This window comes from Hydrogenophaga sp. FW305-3-2-15-A-LB1 (genome assembly GCF_058787875.1).
In genome coordinates this window covers 21,097-36,842 of record NZ_JBYTAE010000068.1, presented here as the reverse complement: position 1 = coordinate 36,842, position 15,746 = coordinate 21,097, and the positions used below count along the sequence as shown (strand labels likewise).

At 66.3% G+C, this 15,746-nt stretch carries 17 protein-coding genes; 7 read left to right on the top strand and 10 right to left on the bottom strand.

From position 1 onward, the window contains the following. From AC3WPZ_RS20010 to AC3WPZ_RS19980, 7 genes are all read left to right on the top strand, one after another. The coding region (locus AC3WPZ_RS20010) for a FimV/HubP family polar landmark protein (protein WP_492441136.1) at window positions 1-274 on the top strand (274 nt) is incomplete at its 5' end. Window positions 275-294: 20 nt separating this feature from the next. Further along, on the top strand, window positions 295-1,113 hold the full coding sequence (gene truA, locus AC3WPZ_RS20005; protein ID WP_382325693.1) for a tRNA pseudouridine(38-40) synthase TruA: 819 nt from the start codon (window positions 295-297) through the stop codon (window positions 1,111-1,113). Further along, window positions 1,110-1,790: a phosphoribosylanthranilate isomerase gene (locus tag AC3WPZ_RS20000; protein ID WP_382321205.1), complete on the top strand. Its 681-nt coding sequence runs from the start codon at window positions 1,110-1,112 to the stop codon at window positions 1,788-1,790. The genes truA and AC3WPZ_RS20000 overlap by 4 nt, the downstream gene beginning before the upstream one ends. 43 nt (window positions 1,791-1,833) lie before the next feature. Next, window positions 1,834-3,105 carry a tryptophan synthase subunit beta gene (gene trpB / locus AC3WPZ_RS19995; protein ID WP_444687178.1) on the top strand — a complete coding sequence of 424 codons (1,272 nt, stop codon included), beginning with the start codon at window positions 1,834-1,836 and terminating at the stop codon, window positions 3,103-3,105. Then, window positions 3,102-3,911: a tryptophan synthase subunit alpha gene (gene trpA, locus AC3WPZ_RS19990; protein ID WP_382328414.1), complete on the top strand. Its 810-nt coding sequence runs from the start codon at window positions 3,102-3,104 to the stop codon at window positions 3,909-3,911. Before trpB ends, trpA begins: the two co-directional genes overlap by 4 nt. Before the next feature lie 139 nt (window positions 3,912-4,050). Next, window positions 4,051-4,929, top strand: coding sequence for an acetyl-CoA carboxylase, carboxyltransferase subunit beta (accD, locus tag AC3WPZ_RS19985; RefSeq protein WP_291114198.1), 879 nt, complete (start codon window positions 4,051-4,053; stop codon window positions 4,927-4,929). Beyond that, on the top strand, window positions 4,926-5,609 hold the full coding sequence (locus tag AC3WPZ_RS19980) for an LON peptidase substrate-binding domain-containing protein (RefSeq protein WP_444687179.1): 684 nt from the start codon (window positions 4,926-4,928) through the stop codon (window positions 5,607-5,609). Before accD ends, AC3WPZ_RS19980 begins: the two co-directional genes overlap by 4 nt. Here AC3WPZ_RS19980 and nagZ read toward each other — a convergent pair whose 3' ends face one another. From nagZ to AC3WPZ_RS19930, 10 genes are all read right to left on the bottom strand, one after another. Beyond that, window positions 5,610-6,704: a beta-N-acetylhexosaminidase gene (gene nagZ, locus AC3WPZ_RS19975; protein WP_444687180.1), complete on the bottom strand. Its 1,095-nt coding sequence runs from the start codon at window positions 6,702-6,704 to the stop codon at window positions 5,610-5,612. 19 nt (window positions 6,705-6,723) lie between these two features. Further along, window positions 6,724-7,116, bottom strand: a complete 393-nt coding sequence (acpS, locus tag AC3WPZ_RS19970; protein ID WP_382321211.1) for a holo-ACP synthase — start codon at window positions 7,114-7,116, stop codon at window positions 6,724-6,726. Beyond that, entirely contained in the window at window positions 7,113-7,886 is a 774-nt protein-coding gene (locus tag AC3WPZ_RS19965) for a pyridoxine 5'-phosphate synthase (RefSeq protein WP_382321212.1), read from the bottom strand. The genes acpS and AC3WPZ_RS19965 overlap by 4 nt, the downstream gene beginning before the upstream one ends. Beyond that, on the bottom strand, window positions 7,883-8,695 hold the full coding sequence (recO, locus tag AC3WPZ_RS19960) for a DNA repair protein RecO (RefSeq protein WP_382328410.1): 813 nt from the start codon (window positions 8,693-8,695) through the stop codon (window positions 7,883-7,885). The genes AC3WPZ_RS19965 and recO overlap by 4 nt, the downstream gene beginning before the upstream one ends. 45 nt (window positions 8,696-8,740) lie before the next feature. Next, the gene (gene era / locus AC3WPZ_RS19955; RefSeq protein ID WP_382321214.1) at window positions 8,741-9,769 is read right to left on the bottom strand and encodes a GTPase Era; all 1,029 of its coding nucleotides are present in this window, start codon (window positions 9,767-9,769) and stop codon (window positions 8,741-8,743) included. A gap of 3 nt (window positions 9,770-9,772) precedes the next feature. Continuing rightward, entirely contained in the window at window positions 9,773-10,510 is a 738-nt protein-coding gene (rnc, locus tag AC3WPZ_RS19950) for a ribonuclease III (protein WP_382155905.1), read from the bottom strand. 43 nt (window positions 10,511-10,553) lie between these two features. Then, window positions 10,554-10,901, bottom strand: a complete 348-nt coding sequence (locus AC3WPZ_RS19945; RefSeq protein WP_382155902.1) for a DUF4845 domain-containing protein — start codon at window positions 10,899-10,901, stop codon at window positions 10,554-10,556. Window positions 10,902-10,932: 31 nt separating this feature from the next. After that, window positions 10,933-11,898: a signal peptidase I gene (gene lepB, locus AC3WPZ_RS19940; RefSeq protein ID WP_382155899.1), complete on the bottom strand. Its 966-nt coding sequence runs from the start codon at window positions 11,896-11,898 to the stop codon at window positions 10,933-10,935. 11 nt (window positions 11,899-11,909) lie between these two features. Continuing rightward, window positions 11,910-13,718 carry a translation elongation factor 4 gene (gene lepA, locus AC3WPZ_RS19935; protein ID WP_444687181.1) on the bottom strand — a complete coding sequence of 603 codons (1,809 nt, stop codon included), beginning with the start codon at window positions 13,716-13,718 and terminating at the stop codon, window positions 11,910-11,912. A 508-nt stretch (window positions 13,719-14,226) separates the two neighbouring features. After that, a complete protein-coding gene (locus tag AC3WPZ_RS19930; protein WP_444687497.1) occupies window positions 14,227-15,690 on the bottom strand; it encodes a DegQ family serine endoprotease in 1,464 nt (487 codons plus the stop codon). Window positions 15,691-15,746: the final 56 nt, after the last annotated feature.

Genomic DNA, 15,746 nt, shown 5'->3' with positions numbered 1-15,746 from the left:
CCCCCAGACCCCGCCCCCGGCGGCGGCCGACATGCTGTCGTTCGACCTGAACCACCTCAACCTCGATCTGAGCGCGCCGCCCGTGGAAGACGACGCCACCTCGGCCGGCCGCCTGACGGAAGAAAATCCGCTGGAGACCAAGCTGTCGCTGGCGGAGGAATTCCGCGCCATTGGCGACTTCGAGGGTGCGCGTTCGCTGGCGGAGGAAGTGCTGGCCGAAGCCTCGGGTTCGCTCAAGGCCAAGGCAGGGACTTTCCTGGCCGATCTGGCCTGACGCGCCCTCGGTTTTCGCTTTTGCTCCCACCGCCCCAGGAGCCCAGCCGCACCCGCGTCGCACTGGGCGTGAGCTACAACGGTCGCGCCTACGACGGCTGGCAAAGCCAGCCGGGCGGACGCACCGTGCAAGACCATCTCGAGCAGGCGCTAACGCGCTTCAGCGCCCAGGACGACACGGTGAAAACGCTCTGCGCGGGCCGCACCGATGCGGGGGTGCACGGCTTGATGCAGGTGGTGCATTTCGATACGCCACTCGACCGGCCCGAGAACGCCTGGGTCCGTGGCACCAACAGCTTTCTGCCCGACAACATCGCCGTGCAGTGGGCGCGGCACGTGCCCCAGAGCTTCCACGCCCGGGCCAGCGCCCGCTCGCGCCGCTATGCCTATGTGTTGCTCGAATCGCCGGTGCGCCCGAGCGTGGACGCTGGCCAGGTCGGCTGGGTGTTTCGCCCGCTTGCGCTGGATCCCATGGTGCAGGCGGCGCAAGCCCTGCTGGGCGAACACGATTTCACCTCGTTCCGAGCGGCACAGTGCCAGGCCCACTCGCCCGTCAAGGATCTGATGAGGATGGACATAGCGCGCCGCGGAAGCTACTGGCGCTTCGAGTTCGAGGCCTCGGCCTTCCTGCACCACATGATCCGCAACATCATGGGTTGCCTGATCGCCATTGGCAGCGGCAACCGTCCTCCCTCCTGGATGGCCGAGGTGCTGCAGGCCCGCAGCCGCGACGCCGCCGCCCCGACCTTTTCCCCTGACGGCCTGTACTTTCTCGGACCGGTCTACGATGCCGGGCTGGGTCTGCCCGAGGGCACACCCGCTTTCGACTGGCTGCCATGACACCCCACCACCGCACGCGCATCAAGATTTGCGGCCTCACCCGCGAGGCGGACGTGGACACGGCCGTGCGCGCTGGCGCCGACGCCATTGGCTTCGTGCTGTACGCCCAGAGCCCTCGCCATGTGACGGCGCGGCGCGCCGGCGAACTCGCTCGCCGCCTGCCACCCTTCGTCACACCGGTGCTGCTGTTCGTCAACGCCACCCCTGACCAGATCCGCCAGGGCTGCGACGCCGTGCCCCAGGCCCTGCTGCAGTTCCACGGCGATGAGACGCCCGCCGAGTGCCAGGCCGCCGGCCGGCCCTACCTGCGCGCGGCGCGCATTCCCACCGGCCCCGCCGGGGCCGGCTTCGATCTTCTAAAATACGCCTCGGACCACTCGGCCGCCCAGGCCATCCTGCTCGACGCGCTCGTCGAGGGCTATGGCGGTGGTGGTCAATCCTTCGACTGGACAGCCTTCCCTTGGTCACATCCACTTCTAAACGCCAGCTCTCGCCTCGTTTTGTCTGGTGGACTCACGCCTGCAAACGTGACCGATGGCATCACGCGCGTGCGGCCCTGGGCCGTTGACGTGAGCTCCGGGGTCGAAGCCGCCAAAGGCATCAAGGACCCCGACAAGATGCTCGCCTTCGTGGCCGCCGTGCGGGCGGCCGATGCGCAGACCCCCTGCTCGACCTGACCCCTTTCATGGGGTCAGGCTGGCAGTCCCACCGAGACACCCCATGCAGACGACCTACCAACAACCCGACGCCCGCGGCCATTTCGGCATCTACGGCGGCAGCTTCGTGAGCGAGACGCTCACCCACGCGATCAACGAACTCAAGGCCGCGTACGCGAAATACCAGCACGACCCCGAGTTCCTGGCCGAGTTCGAGAGCGAGCTGGCCCATTTCGTGGGCCGCCCCAGCCCGGTCTACCACGCCGCGCGCATGAGCCGAGAGGCCGGCGGCGCGCAGATCTTCCTCAAGCGCGAAGACCTCAACCACACCGGCGCGCACAAGGTGAACAACACCATCGGCCAGGCCATGCTGGCGCGTCGCATGGGCAAGCCGCGCGTCATCGCCGAAACCGGGGCCGGCCAGCACGGCGTGGCCACCGCGACCATCTGCGCGCGCTACGGCCTGGAGTGCGTGGTCTACATGGGCAGCGAAGACGTGAAACGCCAGAGCCCCAACGTCTACCGCATGAAACTGCTGGGCGCCACCGTGGTGCCGGTGGAGTCGGGCAGCAAGACGCTCAAGGATGCGCTGAACGAGGCCATGCGCGACTGGGTCGCCAACGTCGACAACACCTTCTACATCATCGGCACCGTGGCCGGCCCGCACCCCTACCCGATGATGGTGCGCGACTTCCAGAGCGTGATCGGCAAGGAGTGCCTGGTGCAGGTGCCCGAGATGCTGGCCGCCGCCGGATGCCGCAGCGAACAGCCCGACGCGGTGATCGCCTGCGTGGGCGGCGGCAGCAATGCCATGGGCATCTTCCACCCCTACATCCCCTATGAAGCCACCCGCCTGATCGGCGTGGAAGCCGCTGGCGAAGGCCTGGAGAGTGGCAAACATTCGGCCTCGCTGCAGAAAGGCAGCCCGGGTGTGCTGCACGGCAACCGCACCTACGTGCTGCAGGACGACAACGGCCAGGTGACCGAAACCCACAGCATCAGCGCGGGCCTGGACTACCCCGGCGTGGGGCCGGAGCACGCCTTCCTGAAGGACGTCGGCCGCGCCGAGTACGTGGGCATCACCGACACCGAAGCGCTCGAAGCCTTCCACCACCTCTGCCGCACCGAGGGCATCATCCCCGCGCTGGAGTCCAGCCACGCCGTGGCCTACGCCCTCAAGCTGGCCAAGACCATGAAGCCCGACCAGTCCATCCTGGTCAACCTCTCGGGCCGGGGCGACAAGGACATCGGCACCGTGGCCGACCTCTCGGGCGTCGATTTTTACGACAGACCTTCCATGCGCGGGCTCACCGTGAAGGGGGGCAACGCCAAATGAGCCGCATCGAAAACACCCTCTCCCAGCTCAAGTCCCAGGGCCGCAAGGCCTTGATTCCCTACGTCACGGCCGGTTTTCCGTTCGCCGACATCACGCCGGACCTGATGCACGGTATGGCCGAGGCCGGCGCCGACATCATCGAGCTCGGCGTGCCGTTCTCCGACCCGTCGGCCGACGGCCCCGTGATCCAGAAAGCCGGCGATCGCGCGCTGGCGCTGGGCATCGGCATGACCCAGGTGCTCGCCATGGTGCGCAGTTTCCGCGAGCGCAACCACACCACGCCGGTGGTGCTCATGGGCTACGCCAACCCGGTGGAGCGCTACGACCAGAAGCATGGCGCGGGCGCCTTCGTGCGCGATGCCAGCCAGGCGGGCGTGGACGGCGTGCTGATCGTCGACTACCCGCCCGAGGAATGCGAGGAATTCGCCGCCTCGCTGCGCGAGCACGGCATGGACTTGATCTTCCTGCTGGCCCCCACCTCCACCGACGAGCGCATGGCGCAGGTGGCGCGCGTGGCCAGCGGCTATGTGTACTACGTGTCGCTCAAGGGCGTCACCGGCGCCGGCACGCTGGACATCGGCCAGGTCGAGGCCATGCTGCCCCGCATCCGCGCGCACGTGAGCGTGCCGGTGGGTGTGGGCTTCGGCATCCGCGATGCCGAAACGGCGCGCGCCATCGGCCAGACCGCCGACGCGGTGGTCATTGGCAGCAAGATCATCCAGTTGCTGGAGAACGAACCCCACGAAAAGGTGGTGGCGGTGGCCATCCAGTTCCTTCGCACCATCCGGAAAGCGCTCGACGCATAACCAGGCCCCCACGCTCCACCGCTGCGCGGGTCGCTGCCCCCCAAGGGGGCTGGGCCTGCCTTGGGGGCGGCCCGGCGGCTGGCCCGCGCCCAACCTCTCCCATGGTTTAATTCCCTTTGTCCCCCGCAAGGAGAGAAACATGTCCTGGCTCGAAAAACTGCTCCCCCCCAAGATCACCCCCACCGACCCGACCGAGCGCCGCAGCGTGCCCGAGGGCCTGTGGATCAAGTGCCCGAGCTGCGAAGCCGTGCTCTACAAGAACGATCTGGAAAAGAACCAGAACGTCTGCCCGCATTGCAGCCACCACCACCGCATCGGTGCGCGCGCGCGCCTCAATGCGTTCCTGGACGCTGAAGGCCGCTACGAAATCGCCCAGGAAGTGCTGCCGGTGGACGCGCTCAAGTTCAAGGACAGCCGCAAGTACCCGGAGCGCCTGAAAGACGCGCTGGAAACCACCGGCGAGACCGACGCGCTGGTGGTCATGGGCGGCGCGGTGCACGGTGTCAGCCTGGTGGTCGCGTGTTTTGAATTCGACTTCATGGGCGGCTCCATGGGCTCGGTGGTCGGCGAGCGCTTCGTGCGCGGCGTCGAAGAAGCCATCGCGCAAAAGGTGCCTTTCATCTGCTTCACCGCCACGGGCGGCGCGCGCATGCAGGAAGGCCTGCTCTCGCTCATGCAAATGGCCAAGACCAACGCGGCCCTGACGCGCCTGGCCAAGAAGGGCCTGCCCTACATCAGCGTGCTGACCGACCCGACCATGGGCGGGGTGAGCGCGGGCTTTGCCTTCGTGGGCGACGTGGTGATCGCCGAGCCCCGGGCGCTGATCGGCTTTGCCGGCCCGCGCGTGATCGAGAACACCGTGCGGGTGAAGCTGCCCGAAGGTTTCCAGCGCGCCGAGTTCCTGCAGACCAAGGGCGCGGTGGACTTCATCTGCGACCGGCGCGAACTGCGCGCCACCATCGCCAACACCCTGGCCATGCTGCAGCGCCAGAGCGCCGACGCGGTGGTCGACGATTGAGTCCCACCTCCGGGGTTGCCGAGGCGCTCACGCTGTCGCAGCTCCCGCTGTTCCCGTTGCAGACGGTTCTGTACCCCGGTGGCTGGCTTCCTCTGCGCATCTTCGAGGTGCGTTACCTCGACATGATCGGCCGCTGCCACAAGGCCGGCGCGCCCTTTGGCGTGGTCTGCCTGAGCGAGGGCAGCGAGGTGCGGCGCCTTGACCCCGAGGCGCCCCCCGGGGGCGACGGTTTTGCGAAAGAGGTGTTCCACCCCGTGGGCACGCTGGCGCAGATCGAAAGCCTGGAACGGCCACAACCCGGCCTGATGATGATCCGCTGCCGTGGCCTGCAGCGGTTCCACGTGCAGCGCCGCAGCCAGCTGCCCCATGGCCTGTGGGTGGCGGATGTGCGACTCGACGAGCCGGAGGTTGCGGTGCCCGTGCCGGAACACCTGGCCCACACCCGGGACGGCCTGCAGCACCTGCTGCAGAACCTGCAGGAGCGCGACCCGGACAGCCTGGAGCAGTTGCCGCTGCAGCCGCCCTACCAGTGGGATGACAGTGGCTGGGTGGCCAACCGCTGGGCCGAACTGCTGCCCGCGCCGGCCGAGCTCAAACAGCGCCTGATGGCGCTGGACAACCCTTTGTTGCGCCTGGAGCTGGTGTCGGACCTGCTGGACAAGCTGGGCCTGAACCGCTGATCAGCCCGGCAGCAGCGACAGCGCCTGCATGTAGCGCTCGCTGACCATCAGCGTGTCCCAATCGGGGGCGGCCATGCGGGGCAGCAACGCGAGCCGACGTTCTTCGCTCGCCGCGCTGGGCTGCCAGCGACTTTCCAGCACCGCCTGAGAGAGCGCGTCGATCGCCTCGTCGATCGGGGCGCCACCGTCCACCACCGACTGGTTGCAGAGCAGCACCATGTCCCCCCCGGCCGTGAGCGCGGCCAGCGCGGCTTCGGTGAAGCTCACTTCACGGCCACCGATCTGCCGCGCCGCGGCCATGCTGAGGTCGTCGCTGAAGATCGCACCGGTAAAGCCGAGGCGGCGCCGCAGGATGTCCTGCAGCCAGCGCGACGAGAAGCCGGCAGGGCGGTTGTCGACCTTGGGGTAGATCACGTGCGCGGGCATCACGGCCTGCAGGCTGGCCGAGAGCCAGCCGTAGGGCGCGGCGTCCTCGGCCAGGATGGCCTTGAGGCTGCGCCGGTCCACCGGGATCGCGAGGTGCGAGTCGGCCTTGACGAAACCATGGCCGGGGAAGTGTTTGCCGCAATGGCCCATGCCGCTCTGCAGCAGGCCGAGCATCAGGCCTTGCGCCAGCACCGTGACCAGGCGTGGATCGCGACCGAAGGCGCGGTCGCCAATCACCGAGCTCTCACCGTAATCCAGATCGAGCACCGGCGCAAAAGTAAGGTCCACGCCGCAGGCGCGCAGCTCGGCACCCAGCACAAAGCCGGCCGCGGTCGCGGCATTGCTCGCCTGCAGGGCCGCCGCGCCAGCGGGTTCGCCGGCCTTGGGGCCGCGCAGCCACATCTGGCCCAAGGTGGCCATGGCGGGCAGGTGGGTGAAACCGTCGGTGCAGAAGCGCTGCACACGGCCACCTTCATGGTCCACGGCGATCAGCAGGTCGTGCCGCACAGCCTTGATCTGGCGGCACAGCGCGGTGAGCTGGGCCCGATCCTGCCAGTTGCGGCCGAACAGGATGACGCCGCCGACCAGGGGATGGGCCAGGCGCTGGCGGTCCACCGTGGTCAGGCTGTGGCCGGCCACGTCGATGATGAGGGGAGCGTGAGGGTTCATGGAAACAGTTTCGGAAAAGTCAGTCCCGCTCCACCACCACGAAGCTGGCGGCGTAGTCGGTTTCGTCGGTCACGGTCACGTGCGCGCGCAGGCCTTGTGCCTCGAACCAGGTCTTCAGATCCCCGTGCAGGACGATGACGGGCTGGCCGCTGGGCAGGTTGTTGATCTCGCAGCGCCGCCAGGTCATGGGCAGGCGCATGCCCATGCCCACTGCCTTGGAAAACGCCTCCTTGGCGGAGAAGCGGGTGGCCAGGTAACGCAGACCGCGTTGCGGCCAACGCGCGCTGCGCTTTTGCCAGACGGTGAATTCGGCGTCGGTCAGCACCTTGCGCACGAAGCGCTCGCCCTGGCGCTGCAACACGGCCTCGATGCGCCGGATGTCGCAGATGTCAGTGCCGATGCCGTAGATCATGGCGCGAAGGCGTCGGCGATGCAGCGGTGGTAGTCGGCGATGGTGGCGCTGTAGCCCAGTTCCAGCGCGTCCGCGATAAGGGCATGGCCAATGGACACCTCGCTCACCCCCGGCACCGTGCGCAGGAAGGCCGTGAGGTTTTCGCGGTTCAGATCGTGCCCGGCGTTCACCCCCAAACCGGCGTCCAGCGCAGCCTGGGCGGCCGCCTGGAAACGCTGCAATTGCGCCTCGCGCTGCGGCGTGTGCCAGGCGGCCGCATAGGGCTCCGTGTAAAGCTCCACACGGTCGGCGCCCACCGCCTTGGCACCGACCATCTGGTCAGGCTCGGCGTCCATGAACAGGCTCACGCGCACCCCCAGCGCCCGGGCTTCGTCGATCAACGGGCGCAGGCGTTCGGCATCGGCCGGGAAGCCCCAGCCATGGTCGCTGGTGAACTGGCCTTCGCTGTCGGGCACGAAGGTGACCTGCTGCGGCCGCAGTTCGCGCACGAAGCCCATGAGGTTGTGGAACGGGTTGCCTTCGATGTTGAATTCGCGGTCGGGCCAGGCCTTGAGCAGCTCGGCGAGCTCGTGCACGTCGTGCGTGCGGATGTGGCGCTCGTCGGGCCGCGGGTGCACGGTGATGCCGTGCGCGCCGGCCTGCAGGCACAGCGTGGCCGCGCGCGCGACCGAGGGAATGCCCAGGTGGCGGGTGTTGCGCACCAGGGCCACCTTGTTGAGGTTCACCGACAAGGCGGTGGTCGGATGCGGGGATCGGGAGGCCACGGTCATGGTGAGGTCGCGGTGGGGAAGTTCTCTGGGGAGGCGCCCGAATCCGACGGCGTTCGCGGCCGGGTCATGGCTTGCACGTCGAGCATCAGCTGGCGGGTCTTGAACACGCGCACACCGCAATGGTAGTGCAGCAGGTTGCGCAGGGGCACGCGCACCGCCTGCAGGCAGGCCGCGCAGGCGCGCAAGGTGGGAATGAATGGCGCGGGTTCGTCCATGGCGGCCTGCAGGTCCAGCCACTGCTCGCCGGTGAGGGCCTGGCCATCATCGTCCTGCGCGGGCACCAACCCACTCTCGGGCACCAGCACATAGCGGCGCAAGGGGTCCAGGTCGGTCAGCGTGCTGCTCTCCTGGGCCAGGTCGGGCAACAGACCCACATCGCGCAACAACAGCAGTTCAAATGCCCGCAGGATCAGCGGTTGCGCATCGCTTTTCTCCGCCAGCAGTTGCACCGCAGTGGTGAAGTGGTCGAACAAGCGCTCGTGCGGGTCGTCGCGTGCGAGCAGGCGCATGAGCAGCTCGTTCAGATAGCTGCCCGAAATCAGCGCCTCGCCCGTGGGCATGACGTGCCCGCCCTGCCAGTGCGCTGCCTTCAGCGTGCGCACCTCGGCGTCGCCGCTCCAGGACACATGCAGGGGCTGCAACGGCAGCAGCACGGGGCGGAACTGGGAGGTGGGCCGCTTCACGCCCTTGGCCACCAGGGCGATGCGGCCATGGTGGCGCGTGAAGACCTCGAGCACCAGGCTGGTCTCGCTCCAGTCGTAGCGGTGCAGCACGAAAGCGGGTTCGTCGGAGAAGCGTTTCAGGGCCATGCCGTGTGGCCTCGTGTGCCGGTCGGGTGTCCAGCAGCCGCTGGCTTACTCGTAGCCGAACGAGCGCACGCGAGCGTCGTCGTCCGCCCAACCCGAGCGCACCTTCACCCAGAGCTCCAGGAACACCTTGCAATCCCAGAGCTTCTCCAGTTCCTGCCGGGCCTCGGTGCCGATGCGCTTGAGCTTTTCGCCCTTCTCGCCGATCACCATGCCCTTGTGCCCCTCACGCTCGACCACGATGGTGGCGGCGATGCGCTTGAGCGTGCCCTCCTCCTCGAACTTGTCGATGATGACCGTGGAGGTGTAAGGCAACTCGTCGCCGGTCAGGCGGAACAGTTTTTCGCGCACCATCTCGCTCGCCATGAAGCGCTCGCTGCGGTCCGTCAAGTCGTCCGGATCGTGCATCCAGGGTTGCTGCGGCAGGTATTTTTCGCAGATCGAGAACAGGCGCTGGATGTCCTTGGGCGCCTTGGCCGACATGGGCACGAACTCGGCGAACGGATGGCGCTCCTGCATGGAGCGCAGCCAGGGCGCCAGATCACCGCGGCGGTGCACAAGGTCAAACTTGTTCGCCACCAGCATCACCGGCACGTTGGCGGGCAACAGCGAGAGCACCTTGGCATCGGCCAGGTTGAAATGCCCGGCTTCGACGACAAAGAGGATCAGGTCGACATCGTTCACCGCGCCCAGCACGGTCTTGTTCAGAGCGCGGTTGAGCGCGTTGCCGTGGCGGGTCTGGAAACCGGGTGTGTCCACGAACACGAACTGCGTGGGGCCGACGGTGCGCATGCCGGTGATGCGGTGGCGCGTGGTCTGCGCCTTGCGCGAAGTGATGCTCACCTTCTGGCCGACCAGCGCGTTGAGCAAGGTGGACTTGCCCACATTGGGCTTGCCGACGATGGCGACATAACCACAGCGTTGCTCCGCCGGGTCCACGGGTTCCGCCGCTGGTGGTTCATCCGCCGCCGGATCACCGGTTGGAGCGGCGGCGTCGGCCGTGTCTTTGCCCAGGACCCTGGCCAGCATGGCGTCCAGATCGGGGTTGGAGGAAGGGGGGGTGGCAGGGGCGGACATGGATCAGGAAGGCTGGGTGGTGCGGCTCACCACGGGGGACTCGGTGGACGCGGCGGCGGCGCCCGGGCTGGCGGTCAGGTGCTGCAACATGGCCGCGGCGGCGGCCTGCTCGCCCGCACGGCGGGAAGCGCCAATGCCGCGCTCGCTGCGACCAGTTTCCGTCACGGTGCACTCCACATCAAAGGTCTGCTTGTGCGCTTCGCCGAGCGTGGCCACGACGCGGTAGACCGGGAGTTTCATTTTGCGCGCCTGCAGCCACTCCTGCAATTCGGTTTTGGGGTCCTTGCCCATCGCACTCATCTGGGCGCTGAGCTCAACCCCGCTGTAGAGCCGGTGCACCAGCGCCGCGGCGACTTCGAAGCCCGCGTCGAGGTAGACGGCACCGATCACGGCCTCCAGGGCATCGGCCAGGATCGAGGGTCGCTTGTGCCCCCCCGAGCGTTTTTCGCCATCGCCCAGGCGCAGGCAGGCCGAAAGCCCCAGGCTGGAAGCGATCTGGAACAGGGTGTCCTGCTTGACCAGGTTGGCGCGCACCCGGGACAGGTCGCCTTCGGGCAGCTGGTTGAGCTTCTCGAACAGCAGGCCGGAAATCGCCAGGCTCAGCACCGAGTCCCCCAGAAACTCCAGGCGTTCGTTGTGATCGGCGGTGAAGCTGCGGTGGGTCAGCGCGCGCTCGAGCAGGCGCGGGTTGGCAAACGGGTGTTGAAGGCGCTTCTGCAGCGCCAGCAGTTCGGGGCTCAATGGGACCAGCGCCCGCCGGGACGCTGCCGGTCCGTCATGTTCTTCACTTCGAGCGACCTTCGTATTTCATCACCAGGTGCGCCGGCCCCACCAGGGGGATTTCGCGCGCGTAAGCGAAGGAGACCACGACGCGATCCCCCTCCTTGCCCACCGTTAGGTCCTTGCCGGCCACGGCGCGGATGTCGTCGATCTGCGCCGCCTTGTCGAAGATGCTGCGCACCTCGGCCACCGTGCTGCCAGCGGCAGCCTTGTCCACCGCCTTCTTCACGGCGAGGTATTCGATGTAGGTGGGGGCCACCTGCGCGAGGATGACACCCGTGTACGCCAGCAAGACACCGACGATGAGCAGGCCGAAAAAGGTCAAACCCTGTTGTTGTCGCTTCAGCTTCATGTGTTCATCCCCTTGAAACCAACCAGCAGGCTCACTCGAACGACCCGATGCGGCCGAGGTCCCCGAAGTTCATCCAGACAAAAAAGGCCTTGCCCACGATGTTCGCGTCCGGCACGAAGCCCCAGTAGCGCGAGTCCAGGGAGTTGTCGCGATTGTCACCCATCATGAAATAGTGGCCCTGGGGCACCTTGCAGGTAACGCCCTCGACGGTGTACCTGCAGGCGTTGCTGAAGGGAAACTCCGTGGTGCCCTGGATGAAGGCCGGACGGTCGTCGTCGTTGAGGGTGTTGTAGCTGCGCGCGTCCAGGGTCTCGCGGAACTGGCGCGCATAGCGCATGGTCTCGCTGTCGAAGAACTCGGGCTGCGCCACGCGCGGCACCGGCTTGCCATTCACCGTGAGCTGCTTGTTCAGGTAGGCCACCTCGTCGCCCGGCACCCCGATCACCCGCTTGATGTAGTCCAGGCTGGGTTGCGGCGGATAACGGAACACCATCACATCGCCCCGTTGGGGGGTGTGGTTCTCCATGATCTTGGTGTTGAAGACCGGCAAGCGCACTCCGTAGTGGAATTTGTTCACCAGTATGAGATCGCCCACGCGCAAGGTGGGGATCATGGAGCCAGACGGTATCTTGAAGGGCTCGAACAGAAAGGAACGCAGGACGAAGACTGCCAGGATCACGGGGAACAGGCCGGCCGTCCAGTCCAGCCACCAGGGCTGGGCCAGCAGCTTCTGCCGCGCGTTGTCCACGTCGCCTTCGATGTGCGTGAAGCCTTGCTTGAGCAGCGCCTCCTTGCGCGTGTTGTGCTCGAGCAGCAATTGCTGCGCCGCACGGCGGCGGCGGGGCAGGAAAATCAGCTTTTCGGCGATCCAGTAGACCCCTGTCACCGCCGTTGCCAGCATCAGCAGCACGGCGAAGTTGCCCTCCACCACACCGGTGTACCAGGCGACCGCGTAAGCGGCGAACGCCGCCAGGATCACCGCGGTGATCGATGCCATGGCCGCCGGCATCAGTCCTGCACCTGCAAAATGGCGAGAAAGGCCTCTTGGGGCACTTCGACCGAGCCGATCTGTTTCATGCGCTTCTTGCCTGCTTTCTGTTTTTCGAGGAGTTTGCGTTTGCGGGTGATGTCACCGCCGTAGCATTTTGCCAGCACGTTCTTGCGCAGCGCCTTGATGGTTTCGCGGGCGATCACGTTGCCTCCGATGGCCGCCTGGATGGCCACGTCGAACATCTGGCGGCTGATGATCTCACGCATCTTCGCGGCCACCGCACGGCCCCGGTACTGGGCCTGGGTGCGGTGCACGATGATGGACAGGGCGTCGACCTTCTCGCCGTTGAGCAGGATGTCGACCTTCACCACGTCGGAGGCGCGGTACTCCTTGAATTCGTAGTCCATGGAGGCATAGCCCCGGCTGACCGATTTCAGCTTGTCGAAGAAGTCCAGCACGATCTCACCCAGCGGCATGTCGTAGGTCAGCATGACCTGCTTGCCGTGGTAGGCCATGTTGATCTGCAAACCGCGCTTCTGGTTGGCCAGCGTCATGACCGCGCCCACGTACTCCTGGGGCATATAAAGATGCACCGTGACGATAGGCTCGCGGATTTCCTCGATCCGGCCCTGGTCGGGCATCTTGGACGGGTTCTCCACCATCAGGACCTCGCCATCGGGCTTGACCACCTGGTAGACCACGCTGGGCGCGGTGGTGATCAGGTCCTGGTCGAACTCGCGCTCCAGGCGCTCCTGCACGATCTCCATGTGCAGCAGGCCCAGGAAACCGCAGCGGAAGCCGAAGCCCAGCGCCTGCGACACTTCCGGCTCGTAGTGCAGCGACGCGTCGTTGAGCTTGAGCTTCTCCAACGCGTCGCGCAAAGCGTCGTACTGGTTGGCCTCGGTCGGGTACAGACCGGCGAACACCTGGGGCTGCACTTCCTTGAAGCCCGGCAAGGCTTCGGTGGCCGGGCCGGCGTTGTTGGGCAGCTTCTTCTCCAGCGTGATGGTGTCGCCCACCTTCGCCGCCTGCAGCTCCTTGATGCCGGCGATGATGTACCCCACCTCTCCCGCTTCCAGGGCCTCGCGCGGCTCGTTGGCCGGCGTGAACACACCGAGGTTGTCGGCGTTGTAGACGGTGTTGGTCGCCATCATCTTGAAGCGCTCGCCCTTCTGCAGGCGACCGTCGACCACGCGCACCAGCATCACCACGCCCACGTAGGCGTCGTACCAGCTGTCCACGATCATCGCGCGCAGCGGCGCATCGGGCCGCCCCTTGGGCGCCGGAATGCGCGCGACCACCGCTTCCAGAATGTCTTCCACGCCCATGCCGGTCTTGGCCGAACAGGGAATTGCATCGGTGGCATCGATGCCGATCACGTCCTCGATCTCGCTCTTGGCGTTCTCCGGGTCGGCGTTGGGCAGGTCCATCTTGTTGAGCACCGGCACCACCTCCACACCCAGGTCGAGCGCGGTGTAGCAATTGGCCACGGTCTGGGCCTCGACCCCCTGGCTGGCATCGACCACCAGCAACGCGCCTTCGCAAGCCGAGAGCGAACGAGACACCTCGTAGGAGAAGTCCACGTGGCCCGGGGTGTCGATCAAATTGAGGTTGTAGACCTGACCGTCGCGGGCCTTGTACTTGAGCGCGGCGGTCTGCGCCTTGATGGTGATGCCGCGCTCCTTCTCGATGTCCATCGAGTCGAGCACCTGCTCGCTCATCTCACGATCGGACAGCCCCCCGCACAGGGAAATGATGCGGTCAGCGAGCGTGGACTTGCCATGATCGATGTGCGCGATGATCGAAAAATTGCGGATGTGATTCATCAGGAAAGCGGCTCAGGCACGAGAAAAACCGCGGGTTCACACAGGAACGGGCGGCCATAAAAAAGGGCGCGTCAGCTGCTGACGCGCCCGTAACCAACAATCAATGGCAACTGCGATAGTTGGGGTTTCATTGTAGGCAAAAAGCCTGGAATGCACACCTCCGAACCACCGCCGTTACCCTGTTGCAGCGCAGCAACGTCAAAGTTATGCACAGCTCATTCACAGGAAAACGGGACAACGTGTGAGGCAGCTGTGGATGACTTGGGAACATCCTGCGGCACTTCCACATCGTGGATCGACGTGGCGCATGGGCACAGGAATCTGTTCAGAACAGGGGCTATTTTAGCGAATTCAGTCATGAGACCGACAAGTGTTGTAAGCGTTCACTAACAAAAAGATAATTTTGGGTGCTGCGTACTGTGGAAAACCCCGTGTGGCGAATCGGCCACCGAAAAAAATAACCCCCAATCCCAATCGGGACAGGGGGTTATTGGCCGCAGGACGCGGCTCAGCGTGCTGCGCGGATCACCGCATACTGGGCCCACTCCCCGCGGCGGAACAGCACGTTGATCGGCTTGCTCTTCTCGACCTTGCTCAGGGCAGCTTCGACTTCCTTGACGCTGGCGGTCTCGGTGTTGGCGATCGCCACGATCACGTCGCCTTCGCGCAGCCCCGCACGCGCAGCGGGGCCTTCGGCCGAGGCCACACGCACACCGCCCTTGAGAGTGAGTTCCTTCTTCTCGGCCGCAGTGAGTTCTGCCAGGCTCAGGCCCAGCGCCTGCAGGGCATTGCTGGACTGAGGCTTGGTCGGCTCCGGTGCCGCGGCCTTGGCCTCCGGGCGCTCCGGTTCGAGCTCGGCCACGATGATCGAGAGCTCGCGCTGGCTGCCCCGGCGAAACACCGTCATGCTGCTCTTGTTGCCCGGCTTGGTGTTGCCCACGAGGCGCGGCAAATCCACGGACTTGTCGATCTCCTTGCCGTCGAACTTGACGATGATGTCGCCCGGCTCCACGCCGGCCTTGGCCGCTGGCGAGTTCGGCTCCACCCCGCGCACCAGCGCCCCCTTGGGCTGGCCCAAGCCGATGGACTCGGCCACGTCCTTGCTCACCTGATCGATCTGCACGCCGATGCGGCCACGCGTCACGCGCCCGGTGGCCCGGAGCTGATCGGAGACGCGCACCGCCTCATCGATGGGGATCGCGAACGAGATGCCCTGGAAACCACCCGAGCGCGAGTAGATCTGGCTGTTGATGCCCACCACCTCGCCGCGCATGTTGATCAGCGGGCCGCCCGAGTTGCCCGGGTTGATGGCCACGTCGGTCTGGATGAACGGCAGGAAATCCCCCGTGTCGCGCTGCTTGGCACTCACGATACCGGCGGTGACCGTGTTTTCCAGGCCGAAGGGGGAGCCGATGGCCATGACCCATTCACCGACGCGCAGGCGATTGATGTCGCCGATCTTGACGGCCGTCAACCCCGATGCCTCGATCTTCACCACGGCCACGTCGGTGCGTTTGTCCGCCCCCACGAGCTTGGCCTTGAACTCGCGCTTGTCGGGCAGGGTGACGATGAGTTCGTCGGCGCCATCGACCACGTGCGCGTTCGTCATGATGAGACCGTCCGCGCTCAGGATGAAACCCGAGCCCACGCCCCGGGGTTGCGCCTCTTCGGACGGTGGCCGCTCCTGGCGGGGGCCGCGCGGCGTCATGCCGGGAGGAATGGGAATGCCGAAGCGGCGGAAAAACTCCAGCATCTGCTCGTCCGGCGCCGAGCCGCCTGGGCCTTCCTTGCTGGCGCGCTCCAGGGTGCGGATGTTGACCACCGACGGCCCCACGAGGTCCACGAGGTCCGTGAAATCAGGCAGCCCACGCACGCTGGCCGCCGGTGGCACAGTGGGAACCTGGGCTGCCGCGGTGGACGAGGTCGCCAAGCCTGCAGCGCCGCTCACCACCAGCGCGGCCGTGGTCAGCATGCTCAGGAGCGGGATTCGCACGGTGTCGGAGCGCGTCATGGAAATCCTTTACAGGT

What these genes read in the sequence shown, in the direction of transcription:
- acpS (WP_382321211.1), bottom strand. Translation starts at nt 7,116, where the DNA reads ATGATCTACGGCATCGGCACTGACATCTGCGACATCCGGCGCATCGAG.
- lepB (WP_382155899.1), bottom strand. Translation starts at nt 11,898, where the DNA reads ATGGCATCGATCACCGCGGTGATCCTGGCGGCGTTCGCCGCTTACGCG.
- AC3WPZ_RS19945 (WP_382155902.1), bottom strand. Translation starts at nt 10,901, where the DNA reads ATGAAGCTGAAGCGACAACAACAGGGTTTGACCTTTTTCGGCCTGCTC.
- AC3WPZ_RS19965 (WP_382321212.1), bottom strand. Translation starts at nt 7,886, where the DNA reads ATGACCGTGGCCTCCCGATCCCCGCATCCGACCACCGCCTTGTCGGTG.
- nagZ (WP_444687180.1), bottom strand. Translation starts at nt 6,704, where the DNA reads ATGAACCCTCACGCTCCCCTCATCATCGACGTGGCCGGCCACAGCCTG.
- AC3WPZ_RS19930 (WP_444687497.1), bottom strand. Translation starts at nt 15,690, where the DNA reads ATGCTGACCACGGCCGCGCTGGTGGTGAGCGGCGCTGCAGGCTTGGCG.
- trpB (WP_444687178.1), top strand. Translation starts at nt 1,834, where the DNA reads ATGCAGACGACCTACCAACAACCCGACGCCCGCGGCCATTTCGGCATC.
- AC3WPZ_RS20000 (WP_382321205.1), top strand. Translation starts at nt 1,110, where the DNA reads ATGACACCCCACCACCGCACGCGCATCAAGATTTGCGGCCTCACCCGC.
- recO (WP_382328410.1), bottom strand. Translation starts at nt 8,695, where the DNA reads ATGGCCCTGAAACGCTTCTCCGACGAACCCGCTTTCGTGCTGCACCGC.
- lepA (WP_444687181.1), bottom strand. Translation starts at nt 13,718, where the DNA reads ATGAATCACATCCGCAATTTTTCGATCATCGCGCACATCGATCATGGC.
- accD (WP_291114198.1), top strand. Translation starts at nt 4,051, where the DNA reads ATGTCCTGGCTCGAAAAACTGCTCCCCCCCAAGATCACCCCCACCGAC.
- era (WP_382321214.1), bottom strand. Translation starts at nt 9,769, where the DNA reads ATGTCCGCCCCTGCCACCCCCCCTTCCTCCAACCCCGATCTGGACGCC.
- trpA (WP_382328414.1), top strand. Translation starts at nt 3,102, where the DNA reads ATGAGCCGCATCGAAAACACCCTCTCCCAGCTCAAGTCCCAGGGCCGC.